The 19,892-nt window shown below is 51.9% G+C and carries 21 protein-coding genes; 12 read left to right on the top strand and 9 right to left on the bottom strand.

Features of this window, described 5'->3' with window-relative positions; all coding sequences use genetic code 11:
* Nucleotides 1-193 precede the first annotated feature (193 nt).
* On the top strand, nt 194-478 hold the full coding sequence (locus L2097_RS05835; RefSeq protein WP_047370196.1) for a hypothetical protein: 285 nt from the start codon (nt 194-196) through the stop codon (nt 476-478).
* 237 nt (nt 479-715) lie between these two features.
* Here the strand turns inward: L2097_RS05835 and L2097_RS05830 are convergent, their stop codons facing one another.
* Both L2097_RS05830 and clcA read right to left on the bottom strand, forming a co-directional pair.
* A complete protein-coding gene (locus L2097_RS05830) occupies nt 716-994 on the bottom strand; it encodes a hypothetical protein (protein WP_250352332.1) in 279 nt (92 codons plus the stop codon).
* Between the two features lie 238 nt (nt 995-1,232).
* Nucleotides 1,233-2,630, bottom strand: a complete 1,398-nt coding sequence (gene clcA / locus L2097_RS05825; protein ID WP_284453916.1) for a H(+)/Cl(-) exchange transporter ClcA — start codon at nt 2,628-2,630, stop codon at nt 1,233-1,235.
* 230 nt (nt 2,631-2,860) lie between these two features.
* On the opposite strand from clcA, the gene L2097_RS05820 reads away from it, so the two are divergent.
* Nucleotides 2,861-3,379, top strand: a complete 519-nt coding sequence (locus tag L2097_RS05820; RefSeq protein ID WP_250352331.1) for a DUF6622 family protein — start codon at nt 2,861-2,863, stop codon at nt 3,377-3,379.
* Between the two features lie 68 nt (nt 3,380-3,447).
* On the opposite strand, the gene L2097_RS05815 is transcribed toward L2097_RS05820, so the two are convergent.
* Together L2097_RS05815 and dcp are read right to left on the bottom strand one after the other, a co-directional pair.
* Nucleotides 3,448-3,690: a hypothetical protein gene (locus L2097_RS05815; protein ID WP_250352330.1), complete on the bottom strand. Its 243-nt coding sequence runs from the start codon at nt 3,688-3,690 to the stop codon at nt 3,448-3,450.
* A gap of 409 nt (nt 3,691-4,099) precedes the next feature.
* The gene (dcp, locus tag L2097_RS05810) at nt 4,100-6,145 is read right to left on the bottom strand and encodes a peptidyl-dipeptidase Dcp (RefSeq protein WP_250352329.1); all 2,046 of its coding nucleotides are present in this window, start codon (nt 6,143-6,145) and stop codon (nt 4,100-4,102) included.
* A 172-nt stretch (nt 6,146-6,317) separates the two neighbouring features.
* Here dcp and ydfG point away from each other — a divergent pair, with 172 nt between their 5' ends.
* The 3 genes from ydfG (at nt 6,318) to ydfZ (ending at nt 8,218) form a co-directional block, all read left to right on the top strand.
* Complete coding sequence (gene ydfG, locus L2097_RS05805) at nt 6,318-7,067, top strand: bifunctional NADP-dependent 3-hydroxy acid dehydrogenase/3-hydroxypropionate dehydrogenase YdfG (protein ID WP_047370190.1); 750 nt, start codon at nt 6,318-6,320, stop codon at nt 7,065-7,067.
* 90 nt (nt 7,068-7,157) lie between these two features.
* Nucleotides 7,158-7,844 carry a GntR family transcriptional regulator gene (locus tag L2097_RS05800; RefSeq protein ID WP_047370189.1) on the top strand — a complete coding sequence of 229 codons (687 nt, stop codon included), beginning with the start codon at nt 7,158-7,160 and terminating at the stop codon, nt 7,842-7,844.
* A gap of 170 nt (nt 7,845-8,014) precedes the next feature.
* A complete protein-coding gene (gene ydfZ / locus L2097_RS05795; protein ID WP_047370188.1) occupies nt 8,015-8,218 on the top strand; it encodes a putative selenium delivery protein YdfZ in 204 nt (67 codons plus the stop codon).
* A 32-nt stretch (nt 8,219-8,250) separates the two neighbouring features.
* On the opposite strand, the gene L2097_RS05790 is transcribed toward ydfZ, so the two are convergent.
* The 4 genes from L2097_RS05790 to L2097_RS05775 all read right to left on the bottom strand — a co-directional run bounded on the left by L2097_RS05790 (nt 8,251) and on the right by L2097_RS05775 (nt 12,963).
* Nucleotides 8,251-9,714 (bottom strand): mannitol dehydrogenase family protein, encoded by a 1,464-nt coding sequence (locus tag L2097_RS05790; protein ID WP_047370187.1) that lies wholly within the window; start codon nt 9,712-9,714, stop codon nt 8,251-8,253.
* Between the two features lie 205 nt (nt 9,715-9,919).
* On the bottom strand, nt 9,920-11,254 hold the full coding sequence (locus tag L2097_RS05785) for an MFS transporter (protein ID WP_250352328.1): 1,335 nt from the start codon (nt 11,252-11,254) through the stop codon (nt 9,920-9,922).
* A gap of 59 nt (nt 11,255-11,313) precedes the next feature.
* Nucleotides 11,314-12,528, bottom strand: coding sequence for a D-mannonate dehydratase ManD (gene manD / locus L2097_RS05780; protein ID WP_250352327.1), 1,215 nt, complete (start codon nt 12,526-12,528; stop codon nt 11,314-11,316).
* A 108-nt stretch (nt 12,529-12,636) separates the two neighbouring features.
* Entirely contained in the window at nt 12,637-12,963 is a 327-nt protein-coding gene (locus L2097_RS05775) for a YnfA family protein (RefSeq protein WP_250352326.1), read from the bottom strand.
* A gap of 143 nt (nt 12,964-13,106) precedes the next feature.
* On the opposite strand from L2097_RS05775, the gene L2097_RS05770 reads away from it, so the two are divergent.
* The gene (locus L2097_RS05770) at nt 13,107-13,448 is read left to right on the top strand and encodes a DUF1283 family protein (RefSeq protein ID WP_039078872.1); all 342 of its coding nucleotides are present in this window, start codon (nt 13,107-13,109) and stop codon (nt 13,446-13,448) included.
* A 62-nt stretch (nt 13,449-13,510) separates the two neighbouring features.
* Nucleotides 13,511-14,071: a spermidine N1-acetyltransferase gene (speG, locus tag L2097_RS05765; protein ID WP_047370183.1), complete on the top strand. Its 561-nt coding sequence runs from the start codon at nt 13,511-13,513 to the stop codon at nt 14,069-14,071.
* An 18-nt stretch (nt 14,072-14,089) separates the two neighbouring features.
* On the opposite strand, the gene L2097_RS05760 is transcribed toward speG, so the two are convergent.
* Complete coding sequence (locus L2097_RS05760; protein ID WP_250352325.1) at nt 14,090-14,788, bottom strand: YnfC family lipoprotein; 699 nt, start codon at nt 14,786-14,788, stop codon at nt 14,090-14,092.
* 168 nt (nt 14,789-14,956) lie between these two features.
* On the opposite strand from L2097_RS05760, the gene L2097_RS05755 reads away from it, so the two are divergent.
* From L2097_RS05755 to L2097_RS05735, 5 genes are all read left to right on the top strand, one after another.
* On the top strand, nt 14,957-15,304 hold the full coding sequence (locus L2097_RS05755; protein WP_250352324.1) for a type 2 periplasmic-binding domain-containing protein: 348 nt from the start codon (nt 14,957-14,959) through the stop codon (nt 15,302-15,304).
* A 193-nt stretch (nt 15,305-15,497) separates the two neighbouring features.
* Nucleotides 15,498-15,803 (top strand): DUF1161 domain-containing protein, encoded by a 306-nt coding sequence (locus L2097_RS05750; protein ID WP_047370181.1) that lies wholly within the window; start codon nt 15,498-15,500, stop codon nt 15,801-15,803.
* A 155-nt stretch (nt 15,804-15,958) separates the two neighbouring features.
* Nucleotides 15,959-18,397, top strand: coding sequence for a selenate/tellurate reductase subunit YnfE (gene ynfE, locus L2097_RS05745; protein WP_250352323.1), 2,439 nt, complete (start codon nt 15,959-15,961; stop codon nt 18,395-18,397).
* A gap of 10 nt (nt 18,398-18,407) precedes the next feature.
* Nucleotides 18,408-19,025 (top strand): DMSO/selenate family reductase complex B subunit, encoded by a 618-nt coding sequence (locus L2097_RS05740; RefSeq protein WP_047370179.1) that lies wholly within the window; start codon nt 18,408-18,410, stop codon nt 19,023-19,025.
* A gap of 1 nt (nt 19,026) precedes the next feature.
* Entirely contained in the window at nt 19,027-19,884 is an 858-nt protein-coding gene (locus tag L2097_RS05735) for a dimethyl sulfoxide reductase anchor subunit family protein (RefSeq protein WP_047370178.1), read from the top strand.
* The last annotated feature ends 8 nt before the right edge of the window (nt 19,885-19,892 follow it).

The raw sequence follows: 19,892 nt of genomic DNA, 5'->3' as shown, positions 1-19,892 counted from the left end.
GCACCGGGTATGTTTTACTAGTCTGGCCCTCCGCTTGTGTGCGGCATAATGAATTAATGCAAAGTAAACATATTCTTAACTAAAAAATTGATTCTGGATAGCGAAAAAACTCAACTTATTCCCCACCAGGCCGTTAATATAAATATGGGATAAAAAGTGAATGCAGATAGTCTGTCTGCCCGAGGAGAGAAAAATGCCGAAAATTTCTTTTGATCCTGAGTCCGGTGAACATAAAGTCATTGGTGTAATCACAACCGTCAATGTCAAACATGGCGGTTCCCTCTTTATCACTGAGACAGAAAATGCCGGTGTAACGACAACAACCGTCGAGTTTAATAACGGAGGGTACGTTTCTTCTACGCCAAAAGCCGAGGGATTACGTGTCGCCAGCAAAGACGTACTGATTACCTATACTGACGATCCGAACAATAAAGGCGGCGTCACAATGAATGTGACAATGGACGAGAGCGTCAAATAAATGCCTGGATTGTTTACAATGAAAGCGTCGCTTTCAGGTCGTGTGGCGACGCTTTAACGACTATTTATGCATTTCCCCTCTGACTGCCTGAGAAACTGGCCTGTTCCCCCGTTTTTACATCGCATTGACCATACCGCCAAATCCCCTTTTTTAACAAATATGACCATTTCCTTCGTCATGGAAACCACGAAACTCAGGCATTGAAAGTGCCAACGCACCTACATTTCTGTTGAATATTTAGCTGACCGAATTGCATTTTTCGCCAAACGCTTTCACTTTCATTTTAAAGGTTTCAAGGTCATCTTGCTCTGCAAGTAATATGATATTTCCGCAGAGATTGTTTATTTGTTCCCGGTGGGCATCCGTCAGTTTTTGCAATGCGATAGGCTGCAGAATGATAGCCGAGATATTTAATAATTTTTCACCGGACCGTTCAGACATCGCCCTGATAGCGTCAGGAAAGTATCCTGGCGCACCGGCCATTACGCTGTTTATAATCAAGAAAAAATAGTCCATCGCGCACTCCCTCTCTTGAACAGGTTTTAGTACGGATTACTTTTATCGAATTGCCCGGCAGTAACGCGGCATTGATATTATCAGCATAGTATGGCGCTGATTAACAAGCGTAAAATATCGGGAAGACGATCCAGATTAAAAAATCGCAATGATCCGACCGTTTTGATCTCAGCAACAAGGTGATCGTGGTGAAATTCGACGGCACAGGCTAAGGGCCGTCGAACCGGAGCGGTGGGCGTTATGAGCGTACGGCGCTTTCTTGTGTCGCCTGTTTTGCCAATGTACGCGCCAGAATTGAAGAATATAACGGTTTTCCGCCGAGAAATTGCGCGAGTAATGTCGCACCAAGGCAGGTAATAATCATAGGAAGTATTAACTGATAATTATCTGTCATTTCCAGAACCAGGACGATCCCTGTCAGCGGAGCACGAACGGACGCAGCAAAGAGTGCCCCCATTCCGGCAATCGCGAACGTACCAGCCTCAAGCCCATAGGCCGGGAATAAATCCGCCACGCCAACACCGTAGGCGGTACCCAGCACAGTGCCCAAAGCCAGCATTGGCGCGAAAATCCCGCCAGGTGCCCCGGAGCAGAAACACAGCAGTGTTGTCAGCAGACGGACCAGAAACATCACAATCAACGCATAAAAGGTATAACCCCCGTGGGCAGCGTCGGGGATCAGCTCAAAACCGCCACCGGCACCAGGCGCATAAAGGAGCGCAAGAATGCCGCAACCGCCGCCAATACATCCCCCAATCAGCAGAGTTCGTCCCGTTCGCCCGGCATAGATATGCTGAAAACCGTCCTGAAAAAGAAACACGAGGCGATTGAATAACACACCGACGAGACCAAATAACATCCCCAGCACCAGATACAGCCACAATGTATTGACCGGCGCACTGGATAACTGCCCTACGGCAATGACCGGGCTTTCGCCATTAAATATGCGAAAGACGATGCTGGCCATGATCACGCCAATAAAAACGGCTTTAATGGAGATAAGGTTGTAGCGAAATTGTGGTCTCATCTCTTCAAGAATAAAGAGGATCCCCGCCAGCGGGGCATTAAACGCGGCGGCCAACCCGGCGGCGGCCCCCGTTGCCAGCAGTGAATGGCGAGCCTCGCCATGCTGTATCCGCAGCAGGTCAGTGACCATTCGGCCAATATTACCGCCGAGTTGAACGGTTGGCCCTTCTCTGCCCAGCACCATACCTGCTCCGAGTGTTCCCATGCCGCCAAAAAACTTCACAGGTATGACTCGCCACCAGCGTACAGGACGTAACTCTTCCAGCGCACCTTCGATTTCCGGAATACCTGAACCCGACGCCTCAGGCGCGAAACGTCTGACGAGAAGATAACCGAGCATCGCCAACAGCCCGGAGATGATAAAAGCCAGAACCCAAAGCGACCACCCGCTTATGTTTGCCTGATGCAAAAAGGTTGTTCGCCAGTGCTGCACGGCATTCACGGCGCGAAAGAACGCAACACCAATAAGCCCGACGAGGGTACCGACAATGGCGGCAGAAATTAATACTGCGACAGGCGTGCGGTCACGGTACAACAACGCTTTAAACATGCTTTTGCGTGCCAGTTCCGTTTCAGGAACCTGCACATCGGATGAACCAGGAAAAATCATTATTAGCTATGTCATCTACCAACAAGGAGGGAGATTTTAACGCACCTTGCGTCGAATAAACAAAAACGATGTCGTTACAGGACGTATCACCGCCATAAAAACAGCGCGCTGCGCGAGTAATAATGCCCTGTCGTGTTGATGTCATGCCTCTGTCGTGCACAAGTCGTGTTGTTCTCTTCTGTCTTTGCACATACTTCTGCCGGACAAAACATTCCGACAGGAGAATAACCGTGACCATTTTCGGCATCATTAGTCATACCCCGTTCTGGGTATGGATACTATTTTTCTTTCTTATTCTGCGGGGTTATGCCGCACTCTCAGCGCGAGAGATGAATATCAGTCAATTATTTATTTTACCGCTACTCTTTCTGATATGGGGTGTATGGGGTTTAAAGGAAGCATTTAATTTTAATGTTGCATCTCTAATGGGGATGTCAATCGGCCTTGCGTTTGGTATTCTGGCTGGGTGGCAGTTGTGGAAAAACCAGCCTCGTTTAAAAAACAAACCACACAGTGAAAAGATTATTCGGGCGGGCACACCGCTGACGCTAATCTTTATTATTATTGCCTTCGTCTCGAAATATTGTCTGCTGGTTTGGTTATCTTTGCATCCTGAGGCGCATCATGCTGCACAATTCAGCGCGTTGTTCGGCGTTATTACCGGCCTCGTTGATGGCGTGTTCTGGGGTGGGACACTGAATCTGTTTTTCTCATGGCGCAAACTGTCACCCCATGTACGAGGCGCTTAAGCCGATTCCTGGGCGGTCTGGTACCCATTATGCGGCCTGCTGTATTTATAGCAGGCCCCGTAACCTATTTACTTCTCACCGTTGCGTACCAGCTTATTCCAGGCCTCTACAAGATGCGTTTGAGAAACATAGCGGTCTGCGACAAAAGAGATGGCACCACACTTACCATTGCTAAACGTGACAAAGGCAATCTCTATGGCCAGACTTCTTACAACCGCCCCCGGGTAGATACAATTAACCTTACGCGCATAAGGTTTGACGTCGATTAATTCTACTGGTTTATCTTTGATAAATAACAGTACTTTCCTCATCTTGCATTCACATTAATAAACACGTACCTGAGTGGGATGTAATTATTACATCATACTGGCTGACATATTAATTTCAGGAATAATCCGAGCGTAAATAATACTCATCAAACCGGCTTGCCTTCCAAATTGCACAACTTCCCCGTTTATAACCGGAAGAAAGCAAAGATAATACAACCAGAGAATCAGTCAGCAGGGTTTAAATAATCAAATATCCAAATCCATACGCCCATCGTTTAACGATAGCTATACATGATGAATTATCACACTAAAAAATTATTTCATTATCAACTATGTCGCTTGAATCACATTGCGCCGCCTCCGCTTGCGCTTCGTTTTAACGAAAACGTAATAGTGAATAACGACGCGTAAAAAAACCGGGAATTTTCCCGGTTCTTCTTTCTTTCACAGCCTACTCGCTCAGGCCTCGGTTTTTCAGCATCGGTTCAATCTGCGGGTCATGACCGCGCCACTGGCGATAAAGTTCAGCTAAATCAGTACTATTGCCACGTGACAAAATCGCTTCGCGGAATCTTTGCCCGTTTTCTCGGGATAAACCGCCCTGCTCCACAAACCACTGGAAGCCATCGTCCGCCAGCATTTGCGTCCACAGATAGGCGTAATAACCCGCTGCGTAACCACCGCCGAAGATATGAGCAAAATAGCTGCTGCGATAACGGGGCGGTACCGCGCTGATATCAAGCCCTTCGTGGTGAATCGCCTGCGCTTCAAAGGTATCGACATCACTGACCTGGGTAGCGCTATCCAGACTGTGCCAGTTCATATCCAACAGCGCCGCACTGAGCAACTCGGTCATGTCATAACCTTTATTGAACTGGGTACTGCGCAACATTTTATCGCGCAGCGCTTCCGGCATCGGTTCACCGGTCTGATAATGGCGCGCAAAACGCGTGAACACCTGCGGATGGCTTGCCCAGTGCTCATTAATCTGTGACGGGAATTCGACGAAATCGCGCGGCGTATTGGTACCCGAAAGAGTGGCATAGCGCTGGCGGGCGAACAAACCATGCAGCGTATGACCAAACTCATGAAAGAGCGTAATGACATCATCCCACGATAACAACGCTGCCTGCCCGGCTGCTGGTTTCTGGTAATTGCAGACATTGTAAATAACCGGTTTGGTGGAAAGCAGCGTCGATTGCTCGATGAAATTCCCCATCCATGCGCCGCCGCTCTTTGAGTCGCGGGCGAAGAAATCGCCGTAAAACAGTGCCAGCCCTTCATCATTCTGGTCAAAAATTTCCCAGACTCGCACGTCCGGGTGGTAAACAGGAATATCAGTACGCTCAACGAAGCGAATACCAAAGAGCCGGTTCGCGGCAAAGAATACCCCTTCGTTCAGTACCGTGTTGAGCGCAAAATAAGGGGCTACCTGCGATTCGTCGAGATCGTATTTAGCGCGTCTTACTTGCTCAGCATACCATGACCAGTCCCAGGCCTGCGCGGCGAAGCCTCCCTGCTGTTCATCGATGACCTGCTGAATATCTGCCAGTTCACGTTCAGCGCGGGCGCGAGCCGCCGGGGCAATACCGCGCATAAAATCAAATGCAGCCTGCGGAGAGCCCGCCATCTGATCCGCCGTTTTCCAGCTGGCGTAATCCGCAAAACCCAGCAATGATGCCTGTTGCGCACGCAATTGCGCCAGCCGTAAGACTATTGCGCGCGTGTCATTGGCATCCCCCTGCGAAGTACGTAACCAACCGGCAGTAAAGAGATTTTCGCGCGTCTGACGGTCCCGCAACGCGGCCAGAGCCGGCTGCTGCGTCGTGTTTAATAGCGAAAGTAGCCAGCGATCGGTCAACCCTTTTTCTCGCGCGGCATCCGCGGCAGCGGCGATAGCGTCATCGCTCAGTCCGTCGAGTTGGTGAAGATAATCCACCACCAGGCCACCGGCTTTGTCTGCCGCCAGCAAGCGTTGGTTAAACTGGCTGGTGAGCGTCGCCGCCTCAGTATTTAATGCTCTCAGCGCAGCTTTATCGTCAGCGGAAAGCGTCGCGCCCGCCAGCATAAAACGCTGGTACATGACCTCAACCAGGCGTAACGACTCATCATCAAGACTGGCTGATTCCCGATTGCGCCAGACAGATTCAACACGCGCAAACAGCGCGTCGTTGAGATAAATATCATTTGCCAGTTGCGCCAGTTCAGCGGAAAACGCTTCGTCCAACTGCTGTAGAAAATCATTGGTATGCGCGGAGGTCATTGCGAAAAAGACACTGGTCACTCGCGTCAACAGCTCACCACTGCACTCCAGCGGCAACAGGGTATTATCGAACGTAGCGGGAGCCGGGTTTTGCGCAATGGCGGTCACCTCGGCTCGTTTTTCCTCAACCCCTCGATTAAATGCGGGGCGATAGTGATCCTGATGGATAAGATCGAAGCGCGGCGCCTGATACGGCAGTGCGCTGACATCGAAGAAAGGATTCGTTACCGACATATTTTACTCCTGAATGCGGTTAGTTACCCCAGACCAGACATCCAAGGTATTGGCTGTGATGATCTATCAGTAGCACAAAGTGAAGATTTTTTGCCAGGCTTAACTTAGGTTACCGCCACTGAGCGGTGCGTGCTATCGTAATACACCACAAAAAGCGTTGAGGAACAGCAAGATGATAATTTTGGTTACCGGGGCAACAGCGGGTTTTGGCGAGAGTATCACACGTCGTTTTATCGAAAATGGACACAAAGTCATTGCCACAGGCCGCCGTCAGGAGCGCCTGCAAGAACTGAAAGATCAACTGGGCGATAGTCTGTTTACCGCGCAAGTCGATGTGCGTAACCGTGCAGCCATTGAAGAGATGCTGGCAAATTTGCCTGCTGAATGGAAAGAAATTGACGTACTGGTGAATAACGCCGGGTTAGCGCTGGGACTCGAACCTGCCCATAAAGCCAATGTGGATGACTGGGAAACCATGATCGATACCAACAACAAAGGTCTGGTGTATATGACCCGGGCAGTGTTGCCGGGTATGGTCGAGCGTAATCGCGGTCATATCATCAACATCGGCTCGACGGCGGGGAACTGGCCGTATGCTGGTGGCAATGTCTATGGCGCCACCAAAGCCTTTGTGCGGCAGTTCAGCCTGAATCTGCGCACCGACCTTAACGGTACCGCTGTTCGCGTGACCAATATTGAGCCGGGACTGGTAGGCGGTACGGAGTTCTCTAATGTGCGTTTTAAAGGCGATGACGCAAAAGCCGAAAAGACCTATGAAAACACCAACGCCCTGACGCCGGAAGATGTTACCGAAGCGGTCTGGTGGGTGGCTACGCTGCCAAAACACGTCAATATCAATACTCTGGAGATGATGCCCGTCAGTCAGACCTACGCGGGTCTGAGCGTCCATCGCGCTGGTTAGTTTTCCCGCCCCGGCCTGCGGGCCGGGTATGGGAACGGCGTCTATTTAATGGTATGGTAGATGGGTTAACCTCTTAAAAAGTAAGTGCGAATGATCGTTGAAACCCAGCTCAACCCGACGCAACCCGTCAACCAGCAAATCTACCGTATTCTCCGTCGAGATATCGTTCATTGTCTGATTCCGCCGGGTACGCCGCTTTCTGAAAAAGAAGTGTCGATCCGTTTTGACGTTTCACGTCAGCCCGTGCGCGAAGCCTTTATCAAGCTGGCGGAAAACGGTCTTATTCAAATCCGCCCCCAGCGCGGCAGCTATGTGAATAAAATATCCCTGGCTCAGGTTCGCAATGGCTGCTTCGTCCGCCAGGCCATTGAGTGTGCGGTCGCTCGCCGCGCCGCCGGGATGATGACGGATAGCTATTGTTATCAGCTGGAGCAGAATCTTAATCAGCAGCGCACCGCCATCGAGCGTAAGCAGTTGAATGATTTCTTCCAGTTGGACGATGAATTTCACCAGAAGCTCGCGCAAATTGCCGATTGTCAGCTTGCCTGGGACACGATTGAAAACCTGAAAGCGACCATGGATCGTGTACGCTATATGAGTCTCGACCATGTATCTCCCCCGGAAATGTTGCTGCGCCAGCATCAGGATATTTTTGATGCGCTGGAAAAAAGAGACGCCGATGCGGTGGATAACGCCATGACACGCCACCTGCAGGAAATCAGCGGATCTGTGAAGCTCATCAGTCAGGAAAATCGCGACTGGTTTAGTGAAGAGTAATTCCCCTCCTCCTGTTTCGTTTTTAAAACGTCGTGCTGTTTTTACCCACTAAAAAGTGTGACGTTGATCAAAAACAAAAAATCATCTGAGCAAAAGCGTTTTCATAAGGCGTCCGTGACGGGGACGCCTTGCCCCGGCATGTTTTGCGGATGATAAAAGGAGAAACCACCATGATGACTTATGATCGTAACCGTAATGCAATCACCACCGGCAGCCGCGTCATGATTAATGGCACAGGTCGTACCGGGAAAATTGTCGCTATCCATGCCGATGGACTGACGCCAGCTCAGCTGCGTCGTAGCAAAACGGTAGAAGTGGAAGGTTGTGAAGGCCAGTTCGAACCTGTTGAATTGATTCGCCTTGGCCTGCACTAACGGTGTTATGCCGCCTGAGGGCGGCATTTAGATCAGAATTTCGCTGCGTACTGCGCCACCGTCGCTTTCGCTCCATTTGCCAGCAGTGCCTGATAGGCGCGTGTTACCTGCTCAACAAAGGTCTCATCTTTCGGCAGTTCAGTACCAAAAATCGCTTCAATACCCAGCAGTGCGTTAACGCGAGCGTCCCCTTCTGCGCTGCTCGCCACAGCGTTCTGAATCACAGCCAGCAGCGGATCGCTGACTTCAATCGCATTACCTTGCTCATCCACGCCGCCCACATAACGCATCCAGCCAGCAACACCCAGCGCCAGCAAATCAAAGGGATGACCATGCACACGATGCCAGCGCACGGAATCCAGCATACGCTGCGGCAGTTTCTGGCTACCGTCCATTGCAATCTGCCAGGTACGGTGACGCAGAGCCGGGTTGCTGTAACGGGCAATCAGCAGATCGGCATAATGTGCCAGGTCTACCCCTTTCACTTTCAGCGTCGGCGCTTGTTCCTGCAACATCAGCGCATGAGCGGCGCGACGGTAGTTATCATCTTCCATGCACTCATTGATGTGCTGGTAACCGGCCAGATAGCCCAGGTACGCGAGGAAAGAGTGACTGCCATTGAGCATACGCAGTTTCATCTCTTCAAACGGCACCACGTCAGAGACAAGCTCGGCCCCGGCTTTTTCCCATTGCGGGCGACCTGCCACAAAGTTATCTTCGATAACCCATTGACGGAACGGCTCACAAGCTACACCCGCCGGATCGCGCACACCCGTCAGCTGTTCGATTTTATCCAGCGTATCCGCCGTCACAGCGGGAACAATACGGTCCACCATGGTTGACGGAAACGTCACATTCGCTTCAATCCAGTCGGCAAGTTCTGCATTTACTGCGCGGGCATAAGCGCAAATGACGTTACGTGTTACATGGCCATTTTCCGGCATGTTATCGCAGGACATCACGGTGAAGGCGCCCAGCCCTTTCGCTTTACGACGCGCCAGTGCTTCAACAATCACCCCGGCAGCAGATTTCGGCTGTTGCGGATGTTGTAAATCAGCGGCAATAAACGGGTGATCGAGCATCAATTGCCCGGTAGCCGGCGAGTGGCAGTAACCCTTTTCCGTAATCGTCAGCGACACAATCGCCACCTGCGGTTCGCACATTGCCGCGAGAACCGTTTCCAGACCATCAACCTGGGCATGCAGTGCACGTTTTGCGACGCCAACAACACGCGCAGTCCAGGCATCAGCCGACATTTCCGCCACAGTATAGAGATTATCCTGTGCTTTCAGATCGGCAATTTGCTGCTCACCGCCAATCAGGTTGACCTCACAATATCCCCAGTCGCTGCCATGTTCTGCAGCCAGAATATCGGCATAAACGGACTGGTGTGCGCGATGGAACGCGCCAAAGCCGAGATGCACAATGCGTGAGACAAGACGTTGACGGTCGTATGCCGGAACAACGGCATTCGCCTTTAACAGCTGATTTTCCATGGTTTTACTCATTTGATAGTTAAAAATCGCTTCATTGCGGTGAGTGACATCATCATGTTGTAAACCATCTCATTTGATTGGTATGACATCTTTGATTCAGGTCAACTACCATACAAGAAGGATGAGGTTTTGCCGTTGTTTTAATGAATTGTCACCTCCAGCGAGGAGGTGACAAAAGAAGGTCAGTTAGTCCTATCTTTAATTATCAGTGTTGTCCCCACTGCTGGTACTCCCCCTGGCGTCGGCGCGGGGCGGTTTCAGGCATCAGCGCAAGTCCAATGACTGAAATCACACCCAATACGATGACATACGCCGCCATACCGTAATAATGCCCACCCGTCATCTGCAGGATTTTCACCGCAACCAGACCCAGCACACCGCTACCGATCAGCGAACCGACCTGCCAGATCAGGGCGATACCGCTGCAACGGATATGTGTCGGGAACAATTCCGGGAAGAACGAGGCCTGGGGGGCATAACACATGCTGTGGCCAAAGGTAATAACCATCACCATCGCTATCTGCGTCAGCCAATAGCTGTCCTGATTGATTGCGAGGAAGAACGGAATAATGGCGATCACTTGTAATAATGCTCCGGTGATATAAACCGGTTTACGGCCAATTTTGTCGCTTAACGCCCCCATCGCCGGAATGGCAATAATTTCCAACAGTACGGCGACGATCATGGCATCCATCAGAATATTGGCGCTTAAGTTATTCGCTTTACCGTAAGCCAGCACAATCACGGTAAACATGGCAAAGGTACAGGCTTCAATTAATTTTGCGCACACCCCTTTCACCACAATGCCCGGATAATGACGGATGACTTCGACAACCGGGCGGGATTCAACCGCTTTGGTTTCGCGAATTTTGGCAAACACCGGTGACTCATCAATACGTAAGCGAATAAACAGGCCGACGATCACCAACAATGCGCTCAGCAGGAATGGAATACGCCAGCCGTAATCCATCATCGCCTCTGGCGAGAGAACGCCGTTGAGTAAAGCAAAGAGCGCCATCGGCAACAGGAAGCCGGCTGGCGCGCCAATTTGTACCCAGCTCGCAAAAAAGCCCCTGCGTACCGGTGCGGAGTATTCGGCGGTCATTAATACCGCCCCCGCCTGTTCTCCCCCGACGCCAAAACCTTGTAATACACGGATCAGGATGAGTAATACCGGCGCCCAGATACCGATTTTTTCATACGTCGGTAATAAGCCGATGCAGAATGTCCCCAGGCCCACAATTAAAATGGTGATGACCAGGGCTTTTTTACGCCCGACTTTATCGCCGATATGGCCAAAGACGATGCCGCCCAACGGACGGGCTAAAAAACCGACCGCATAGGTGGCGAATGCCGCCAGGGTACTAATAAGGGGATCGCTGCTGGGGAAAAAGAGATGACCAAAAAACAGAACGGCCGCCGTGCCGTAAGCGAAGAAATCATAATATTCCGCCGCAGTACCGATCGCCGACGCAGTGGCGACACGTTTGATTACAGGCGTATTGTCTGTTGCGTTTTTGATATCCACTGAACTAACCATAATTATATTCCCGAGTAAGAGAGTTATTATTTAATGAACGTCCATGTCAACGAGCGTTATTACCAGTTCCACAACGTGCCATCTTCCAGCCGGGCAACCGGCAGACAGGCAGGGTCATAGGGGTATTTCGCCGCCAGTTTTTCGTCAAACTCGATGCCGAGGCCAGGTCTGTCGCCTGGATGCATATAGCCGTTATCAAAGCGCCAGCTATGCGGGAAGACCTCGAGCATTTGCTCTGAGTAACCCATGTATTCCTGAACACCGAAGTTCGGTACCCACAGATCGAAATGCAGCGCCGCTGCATGGCAAATGGGTGAAAGATCGGACGGGCCATGCGAGCCAGTACGTACCTGGTAGAGTGAAGCGAAATCAGCGATACGACGCATACCGGTAATGCCGCCCGCATGAGTAATCGTGGTACGGATATAGTCGATAAGCTGCTCTTCGATAAGCTGCTTGCAGTCCCAGATGCTATTGAAGACTTCGCCAACGGCGATTGGCGTAACGGTATGCTGGCGAATCAGACGGAAGCACTCCTGGTTTTCCGCGGGTGTCGGGTCTTCCATCCAGAACATGCGGAACGCTTCAATGCTTTTGCCAAAGCGCGCGGCCTCAATGGGCGTCAGACGGTGATGCATGTCATGCAACAAATGTTCATTGAAACCGAATTTACTGCGCACGGCATCGAACAGTTTCGGGGTGAAATCGAGGTACTTTTCGGTGGACCAAAGTTGTTCTTCCGGCCACAGACCTTTGGTTGCCGGTTCGTAGGCCAGACCTTTGCCTTTCGCCATACCGTAGGTGGTTTTCATTCCCGGTACGCCGCACTGCACGCGAATCGCTTTAAAGCCCATCTCTTTATGCCGCGCGTAATCTTCCAGCACATCATCAATAGTGTGACCGGTCGTGTGGCAATAGACCATTACCCCGTCGCGAGAGGCGCCGCCCAGCAACTGATACAACGGCATATTGGCGGCTTTGGCCTTGATATCCCACAATGCCATGTCCACTGCGGATATCGCCGACATAGTCACCGGGCCACGGCGCCAGTACGCACCTTTATAGAAGAACTGCCAGATATCTTCGATGCGATGTGCATCTCGCCCCACTAACTGTGGGCAAAGATGATCTTTCAAATATGACGCTACGGAGAGTTCGCGGCCATTAAGGGTGGCATCGCCGAGCCCAACAATACCGTCATCGGTGGTGATTTTGACGGTAACGAAATTACGCCCCGGACAGGTGACAAAAACCTCAGCTCCAACAATTTTCATTTCTTATTCCTTGCCTCTTTCATTGCGATGCAGGGAATTTACGCAACTGAGCTACTACCATACAAGTATAATGATCAAAAAAGCCGCGACCGATCACAAAACAGGCGCTCAGGCGCGCCCCCACCCGGCAACGATGATCAGCATGCCGCAAAGGGCAATGGCGGCCCCCATCCAGTCATACAGGCTGAGCTTCACCCCATCGACCACCCGCAGCCAGAGCAAGGCGGTGCAGACATATACCCCGCCGTAAGCGGCATACACTCTTCCACTGGCGGCAGGATGCAGTGTCAGCAGCCAGACAAAAAGCGCCAGCGCTGCCGCAGCCGGAAGCAGTAACAACGGCGTAGCGCCCCGTTTCAACCACAGCCAGGGTAAAAAGCAGCCAACGATTTCACATAAGGCGGTCAGAAAGAAAAGCAGGGTTGTCTTGATCATCTCTCGCGTTTTCATTATGTCGTGATTGAACTATCTTAACGGATAACCCACTAATATGTGGACACCCGGCAGGGTATGCGTCCAGGGATGAATCGAGTAGAATCGCTCTGTAGCTTTTAGATCCCCTCAAGAAGGAAATTGCAATGAACATTTCACTGAGCAAACGCCTGTGCCTGACGGCAATGCTGACGCTGGGTGCCATCGTGTACACCGCCAGCGCCCCAGCGCAGACCAATAAGTTAGTGATTGAATCCGGCGACAGCGCACAAAGCCGCCAGCAAGCAGCCATGGAAAAAGAACAGTGGGATGACACCCGTTCGCTGCGCCACAAAGTCAACAAACGCGTGGAAAAAGAGTGGGATAAGACTGACGTCGCCTTTGACGCCCAGGATAACTGCCACAAAAGCGCCAACGTGAATGCATACTGGGAACCCAACACCCTGCGCTGCCTTGACCGCCGCACCGGCCGTCAGATTACGCCATAACCCCCCTTTCGTTCCCCGGGCGTTAACCAACGCCCGCCTTCGCGTTGTTAAAAGGATTTCATATGACCGATGTTGCTCATATCAAACTTCGTCCGCTCGAACGTGAGGATTTGCGTTTTGTGCATCAACTGGATAACAACGCCAGCGTCATGCGTTACTGGTTCGAAGAACCGTATGAAGCCTTTGTCGAGCTGTCAGATTTATATGACAAGCATATTCACGATCAAAGTGAACGCCGTTTTGTGGTGGAATGTAATGGCGATAAAGCCGGTCTGGTCGAATTGGTTGAGATTAACCACGTTCACCGCCGGGCCGAATTCCAGATAATCATTTCGCCTGAGCATCAGGGAAAAGGCCTCGCCACCCGCGCGGCAAAACTGGCGATGGACTACGGCTTTACGGTATTAAATCTGTATAAGCTCTATTTGATCGTGGATAAAGAGAATGAGAAAGCCATCCATATCTACCGCAAACTCGGGTTTATGGTGGAAGGCGAATTGATTCACGAATTTTTTATTAACGGTGAGTACCGTAATACCATCCGGATGTGCATTTTCCAGCAGCAATACCTGGAAAATCATAAAAGCAGCGGCGGGACCTTACTGAAGCCCACCGCGCAATAAGCGCGGCGGTCAACGCCATCAATAGTATTCGATGGTGTTCTTAATGCTGTATTTCTTCGCAACAGAAGGCGTCACGCTCGTATCGACAATCTCTAACTTGCAGGCTACCGGATTATCATGCTTGTCGTACTCGCAGCTCTGTTTGACATTACCCAGTGGTTTATCGTTCAGCGTGCTGACCGACGTGTAATCAAGCTTCTTACCTTTTATATTCGACGGGGTCGAGATAACTGACAGATGCATATCTTTCGAGGTTGTTGATTTCCCCAGCGGATAGCCTTCGTCGTCGTAGCGGTAGTTCACTTCTACATCTTTGCCGCGTGCGGAAGAGATAAAGCCGCGCTCATCCGTCTCCCAGGTCAGACCTGCGCTGGGGAATTCCGCCAACTGGCATTTCCCCTGCAGACGCAGACGCTTTTCCTGCGTGTCGGCATCAAGGTAATAGTTGGCATTCAACACCAGCGAAACCCCGGTGTTGTTTTCCAGGTCGTGCAATTCCAGTGAATCGAAACACCCTTCTTTGGACATCGTCCCGCTGACGCGCTTCGATACCTCACCTTTCTCATTCAGTAACGTCTGGCTGAAATCTTTTACTGGACCGCGTAGTGGGTCAAAGTCGAATTCATTCGAAAAACTCGCCATCTCCGGCGTAAAAGATACAGGTCCTTTGCTATCATCGCAGCCCGCCAGCGTGGCGACCAGAGCGATGAGTATCATTTGTTTTTTCAATAGGTTCACCCAAATTTCACAATGCGTTGCGCTTATCTTAGCAAATCTTGTAATTATTCGGGCAGTGGGAATCTCATTTCGTCACAGAAAGAGGGGTTTTACCCCCGATGCCCGGCAAAGCCAGCTCCGTGGTTTAGCGTTATCACCCCGGCGAAAGTGCCCAGCATCGGGATGGATATCGACAATGTCGATTTCACCAAAGAACCTTTCGATTGCGCCATCCTGCCTGGTAACGGACATTTCGGTGCGGGAACGCGCTATTTACATCTGTTTGATGAATGGTCGCTCCCCCTTTGTGCCCCGGATTTGCTTGAAAATACGCGCGATAATCTGGCGTCCTGCGAGCATATCCCCCCTCACGCGAGCGACGGGACTGACAGCGATGGGGGACATGGCGTTACGATTGGCGATTTTCTGCTCATCCAGACCGCGATGGATCAACACCTTCTCGCCCCACTGTTCCCACTGGCGATCGGTACTGGCGAGGGTTTTTACCTGGTGTGACCTGCTGATTCGGCACGGCAAAACAATATTGATAAGCTTGCCCGTTTTCTACAGAAAACACACCACGCTATATATTTTATAATATAGCGATACAAAACTAAGATAATGCGCATTCCTGTTTTATGCTGATTTGGCTTAGCCTTATATCTCAGTTGCTATGCATTTAACGTTATTAATGTAGAAGGAGTCGCAAATGAAACATTCACTCTGGTTAGGTGCACTTTTATTCCTCGGTTCGGTCTCCGCTTATGCCGCGCCGGATTCCTGCGAAAGAGTAAAAAACGATATACAACAAAGAATTATAAATAACGGCGTACCAGAAACAGACTTTACGCTCACCATCGAACCTAACGATCAAAGTAGCGCGTCTGGTGCGCAGGTAGTGGGTCATTGCAGTAATGACAACTGGAAAATTGTTTATACCCGCACCCGGGGTAGCGCAAACTCACAATCTGGTGAAATAACGCCGCAAGAGAGTGACAAACCCGCCGCGCAATAAATTTATTTCCCTGCAAAAATAATGGGGATTAGCCCTCTTCTTGATCCCCATTAAGATCCCTCTACCTCTTCTTAAGTAACATCACTCCCATTGTTAGCCTGCTCGTAATTTCGGTGGGTAATATCTTTCTATTATAAGCTATAACGGAGTGAGCTATGTCCATTATTGAGAGTGGTGGCGGGATCAGCCGACGAACACTCGTTAAATCCACCGCGCTGGGTTCGCTGGCGCTGGCGGCAGGCAGTTTTTCTCTTCCTTTTGGTATGCGCGCCGCGGCGGCTGCGGTTCAAAGCGCCCTGCAACCCGCCGAAGATAAAGTGGTATGGGGCGCGTGCTCCGTGAACTGTGGTAGTCGCTGTGCGTTACGTTCTCACGTGCGCGATAACGAGGTCTACTGGGTCGAGACCGATAACACCGGGGATGATGTTTACGGTAATCACCAGGTTCGCGCCTGCCTGCGCGGGCGTTCAATCCGCCGTCGCATCAACCACCCGGATCGTCTTAATTACCCAATGAAGCGCGTGGGCAAACGGGGCGAAGGCAAATTTGAACGCATCTCCTGGGATGAAGCGCTCGACACCATCGCAGGCAGTCTGAAAGGAATTGTGGAAAAATACGGTAACGAGGCAGTCTACATTAATTACTCCTCGGGTATCGTGGGCGGCAATATCACCCGCTCTTCCCCTTCTGCTTCTATTATTGCCCGCCTGATGGCCATTTATGGCGGCTTCCTCGGCCAGTACGGCACTTACAGTACGGCGCAAATCGCCTATGCGATGCCTTACACCTACGGCTCCAATGAAGGCAACAGCACGTCAGACATCGAAAACACCAAACTGGTGGTGATGTTTGGCAACAATCCGGCCGAAACCCGTATGAGCGGCGGCGGCATCACTTATTTTCTGGAACAGGCTCGCGAGCGTTCCGGCGCGCGGATGATCGTTATCGACCCGCGTTATACCGATACCGCTGCCGGGCGCGAAGATGAGTGGATCCCCATCCGTCCGGGCACCGATGCCGCGCTGGTTGCCGGTATTGCCTGGGTCTTAATTAACGAAAACATGGTCGACCAGCCCTTTCTGGACAAGTACTGCGTCGGGTATGACGAAAAAACCCTGCCGGAAGGCGCGCCAGCTAATGGTCATTACAAAGCCTATATTTTAGGTCAGGGTGATGACGGCATTGCCAAAACGCCGCAATGGGCCTCTGCCGTGACCGGCATCCCCGCCGATCGTATTGTCAAACTGGCGCGTGAAATTGGCCAAACCAAACCCGCCTGTATTTGCCAGGGCTGGGGCCCGCAACGTCAGGCGAACGGCGAACTGACCTCCCGCGCTATCGCGATGCTGCCTATTCTGACCGGGAACGTCGGGATCAACGGCGGAAACAGCGGCGCGCGCGAGTCCACCTATACCATTACCATTGAACGTATGCCGATGCCGGAAAACCCGGTAAAAACCAAAATCTCCTGCTTTACCTGGACCGATGCCATTGCGCGCGGGCCGGAGATGACAGCCCTGCGTGATGGCGTTCAGGGTAAAGACAAACTCGACGTCCCCATCAAATTTATCTGGAACTACGCCGGAAACACCATCACCAACCAGCATGGCGACATCAACCATACCCATGACGTTTTACAGGACGACAAGAAATGCGAAATGATTGTCGTCATTGAGAATTTCATGACCTCGTCGGCAATGTACGCGGATATCCTGCTGCCTGATTTAATGACCGTTGAGCAGGAAGATATCATTCCGAACGATTACGCGGGGAACATGGGTTATCTGATCTTTATCCAGCCGGTTACCGCACCGAAATTCGAGCGCAAACCGATTTACTGGATAACCAGCGAGATCGCCAGACGCCTTGGGCCGGATATTTATCAGAAATTCACCGAAGGGCGCACACAGGAAGAGTGGCTTAAGTATCTTTACGCCAAAATGCTGGCAAAAGATCCTCAGTTGCCCTCCTATGACGATTTGAAAAAAATAGGGATTTACAAGCGTAAAGACCCCGCCGGGCACTATGTGGCCTATAAAAAATTCCGTGACGATCCGCAGGCTAACCCGCTGAAAACGCCCTCTGGCAAAATTGAAATCTACTCCAGCAGCCTGGCTAACATTGCCAATACCTGGGAGATTCCTGAGGGGGAAGTGATCAGTCCGTTACCGGTCTACGCCTCGACGCCGGAAGGTTGGGACGACCCGGCGCGTAGCAAATATCCGCTACAGCTGTTCGGTTTCCATTACAAATCCAGGACGCACTCCAGCTACGGGAATATCGATATCCTTGAGGCCGCCTGCCGCCAGGAAGTGTGGATTAACCCGATTGATGCGCAAAAACGCGGCATTGCCAGTGGGGATACCGTCAGGGTGTTCAACGGCCGCGGCGAAGTACGCATTGCGGCCAAAGTGACACCGCGCATCATGCCGGGCGTGAGCGCCATGGGCCAGGGCGCCTGGCACAACGCCGATATGAATGGCGATCGCGTTGATCATGGTGGTTGCGTGAACACTTTAACCACCCACCGTCCGTCGCCACTGGCGAAAGGTAACCCGCAGCACACCAATCTGGTCGAAATCGAAAAGGTTTAAGGAGTAGCCGATGAGCACACAATATGGATTTTATATCGACTCCGCACGCTGCACCGGCTGCAAAACCTGTGAGCTGGCGTGTAAGGATTACAAGAACTTAACCCCGGATGTCAGCTTCCGCCGCATTTATGAATACGCGGGTGGAGACTGGCAGGAAGATAACGGCGTCTGGCACCAGAACGTTTTCGCCTATTACCTCTCCATCGCCTGTAACCACTGCGAGGATCCGGCCTGTACCAAAGTCTGCCCCAGCGGGGCGATGCACAAACGCGAAGACGGCTTTGTGGTGGTGGACGAAGATATCTGCATCGGTTGCCGTTACTGCCATATGGCCTGCCCGTACGGCGCGCCGCAGTTCAACGCCGAAAAAGGGCACATGACCAAGTGCGACGGCTGCTACAGTCGCGTCGCCGAGGGGCATAAACCCATTTGTGTGGAATCCTGTCCGCTGCGTGCGCTGGATTTCGGCCCGATTGACGAGCTGCGCAAAAAACACGGTGAGCTGGCGGCTGTCGCCCCGCTCCCGGCGTCGCACTTCACGAAGCCGTGCATCGTGATTAAACCTAACGCCAACAGCCGCCCGACAGGGGATACCACCGGCTATCTGGCAAATCCGCTGGAGGTGTAAGATGGGAAACGGATGGCATGAATGGCCGCTGGTGCTGTTCACCGTGTTAGGGCAATGCGTGGCGGGTGGTCTAATCGTCACCGGTATGGGCTGGATGGCGGCGAAAGACGATGCGCCCGGTCAGCGTCGCATCACGCTGAGCATGTTCTTTCTGTGGGTACTCATGGGGATCGGTTTTGTCGCCTCCATGATGCACCTGGGTTCACCGATGCGCGCGCTTAACTCGTTAAACCGCGTGGGCGCCTCTGCGCTGAGTAATGAAATCGCCGCGGGGTCGTTGTTTTTTGCTGTCGGCGGCTTCTGGTGGCTGGTCACCGTGCTCGGGAAAATGCCCGCTGCGCTGGGCAGAATATGGCTGATTGTCAGCATGGTGCTGGGCGTGGTATTTGTCTGGGCCATGACCCGCGTCTATCAGATTGATACCGTTCCGACCTGGTATAACGGTTATACCACTGTCGGATTCTTCCTCACTATGCTACTCGGCGGCCCGTTACTGGCGGCGCTGCTGCTGCGTCTGGCGCACATTACTTTCAACGGCGCGACCTTCGCCTCGCTGAGCGCAGTGGCGTTGCTGGCAAGCCTCGGTCTGGTTATCCTGCAAGGCATGAGCCTTGCAGGGATCCACAGTTCCGTACAGCAGGCCAGCATGCTGGTGCCCGCCTGGGGCGAAATGCAGGTCTGGCGGATGGTCCTGCTGGCTGCTGGCCTCGGCTGCTGGATCTGCCCGCTGGTCATGCGAAAACAACCACGCGCGGTAAGCCTGGTGGCCGGTATCGCGCTGGTGGTCGTAGGTGAGCTGATTGGCCGTGGTCTGTTCTACGGGTTACACATGACTGTCGGCATGGCAGTTGCTGGTTAAGCTGAGTT

The sequence above is a fragment of the Citrobacter sp. MNAZ 1397 genome (assembly GCF_023613995.1).
GTDB lineage: Bacteria > Pseudomonadota > Gammaproteobacteria > Enterobacterales > Enterobacteriaceae > Phytobacter > Phytobacter ursingii.
This window is presented reverse-complemented; position numbering and strand designations above follow the sequence as displayed.